At 62.2% G+C, this 1,764-nt stretch carries 3 protein-coding genes; 1 reads left to right on the forward strand and 2 read right to left on the reverse strand.

All coding sequences use genetic code 11. From position 1 onward, the window contains the following. Positions 1–58: 58 nt before the first annotated feature. Positions 59–562 carry an anthrone oxygenase family protein gene (locus UW3_RS0107760; RefSeq protein ID WP_010221758.1) on the reverse strand — a complete coding sequence of 168 codons (504 nt, stop codon included), beginning with the start codon at positions 560–562 and terminating at the stop codon, positions 59–61. A gap of 223 nt (positions 563–785) precedes the next feature. Between UW3_RS0107760 and UW3_RS0107765 the strand changes: the two genes are divergently transcribed. Beyond that, complete coding sequence (locus tag UW3_RS0107765) at positions 786–1,367, forward strand: DUF4174 domain-containing protein (RefSeq protein ID WP_010221759.1); 582 nt, start codon at positions 786–788, stop codon at positions 1,365–1,367. A gap of 31 nt (positions 1,368–1,398) precedes the next feature. On the opposite strand, the gene UW3_RS29350 is transcribed toward UW3_RS0107765, so the two are convergent. After that, positions 1,399–1,764, reverse strand: a 366-nt coding sequence (locus tag UW3_RS29350; RefSeq protein WP_010221760.1) for an extracellular solute-binding protein, incomplete at its 5' end; no start/stop codon positions are given.

Genomic DNA, 1,764 nt, shown 5'->3' on the forward strand with positions numbered 1-1,764 from the left:
CAAGGCCAGCTCCCACAGGTCCGGCGTGCGCAGATCTACTGTGGGAGCTGAGCAGCCGCTATTGAGTCCACACCACCCGTAGCAACGCCACCATCAACCAGGCCGTCGCCGCCAGGGCGGTAATGGTGCGCACGTGGTTCCAGCGGTTCCATACCCGCGCATAGCTCGGCCAGGCACTGGCCGCCTCGCTACTGGCCGGGTCCAGGCGTGCCAGGCTCTGGTTGCGCGGCACGTTGAAGAGCATGGTCACCAGCACGTTACCAAGCAAATACAGGCCGCTGCCGATGCCGATGCACAGGCTGCCCGGCAATGGCCAGCGCAACCAGGCCCAGGTCAGCAGAATCGCACAGGTAATGGCGGTGCCGAGAAACAGCGAGAGGAACAGGCGGTTGAGCACCACCTGGTTGATCGACTGCATGGCCGTGACTGCGCTCTGCGCCGGGATGCGCTCCAGGGCCTGCATGACGAAGTTGGAGAAGGCGAAGAACAACCCGCCCATCAACCCGCAACCCAGGGCGGTAACAAGGATCAGCAACAACAGCAGGGTGTCGGCAATGCTCATGGTTCAGGCCTTTTTCCAGGGTGGTCGTCGGGCATGGCAGGCGGCCTTCAGCTATCCTCAGAATCGGATGACAGACCTTTCGGTGTGCATCCAAGGTCGCACTTGGTAATCGGAAGTTACCTTTGCCTTGCCCACTCATCTGGCCCTGTAGTTTAGGCTCGCAACCCGGATCTTTCGTCGCGATTTGTAGTCTTTGATGCATGGAATTTGAAAGGAGATGCGCATGCTTGTCCGGTCACTGACCCTCGCCACCTTGCTGGCCATTGTTGCCGGTCCCGCCCTCGCTGCCGATAGTGATGACCCCTTGGGCCAGGATCTGTACAAGGCCCGCCCCTTGGTTGTGCTTGCCCCCAGTACCGCCGACCCGACCCTTCGCGCGTTGAACGCAGCGTTGGAAGACCCGGCCACCAAGGCTGCCTTCCAGGAGCGCAATCTGGTGCTGTACAGCGTCGCCGGCATGATGGGCAAGCGCGATGGCAAAGACCTCGATCAGCAGGCCACCATGGCCTTGATCCGCCAGTTCAAGTTCAGTGCCCGGGATACGGTGGTCACCCAGGTGGTACTGGTGGGCAAGGATGGTGAGCAGCACCGGATCGAACACCCCGGCACCCTTGAACCCAAGGCGATTTTCGACGCGGTTGACCAGTTGCCGGCGGCAGAGAAAGCCATCGTGCCGCCGACCGTTGCCGATCTCAAGACTGATGCCACAAAGACTAAAGAGGCCAAGCCAGGCAAGGATGGCAAAGCGGCCAAGCCGGCAAAACCCGCCAAGCCCTTGCCACCACCCAAACCGCTGGAGGATTGAGGCTTAGCGGTTGCCGGGAGCCTTCGCCACACTAACTCCCGGTCTTGACCTTGCTCCACACCCGGGTGCGGATGCGCTCGTATTTAAGTGGCAGCGGCTCCAGGGCGAACAGGGTGTCGAGCACTGCCTGGGGCGGGTACACCGAGGGGTTGTCGCGAATCTTCGCCTCCACCAGCGGCGCGGCATCCTTGTTGGCGTTGGGGTAGCCGAGGTAGTTGGTCGAGGCCGCGATCACCTCGGGGCGCAGCATGTAGTTGATGAAGGCCAGGCCTTGCTGCGGGTTGGGCGCATCCTTGAGCAGCACCATGTTCTCCAGCCACAGTGGCGCGCCTTCGCGGGGAATGGCGTAGCGGATGTCGCGACCGTTGTTGGCGTTATCGGCGGGCCGCCCTTCATC

The sequence above is a fragment of the Pseudomonas donghuensis genome (assembly GCF_000259195.1).
Taxonomy (GTDB): domain Bacteria; phylum Pseudomonadota; class Gammaproteobacteria; order Pseudomonadales; family Pseudomonadaceae; genus Aquipseudomonas; species Aquipseudomonas donghuensis.

Coding starts and splice junctions, on each gene's coding strand:
- UW3_RS0107765 (WP_010221759.1), top strand. CDS start 786: ATGCTTGTCCGGTCACTGACCCTCGCCACCTTGCTGGCCATTGTTGCC.
- UW3_RS0107760 (WP_010221758.1), bottom strand. CDS start 562: ATGAGCATTGCCGACACCCTGCTGTTGTTGCTGATCCTTGTTACCGCC.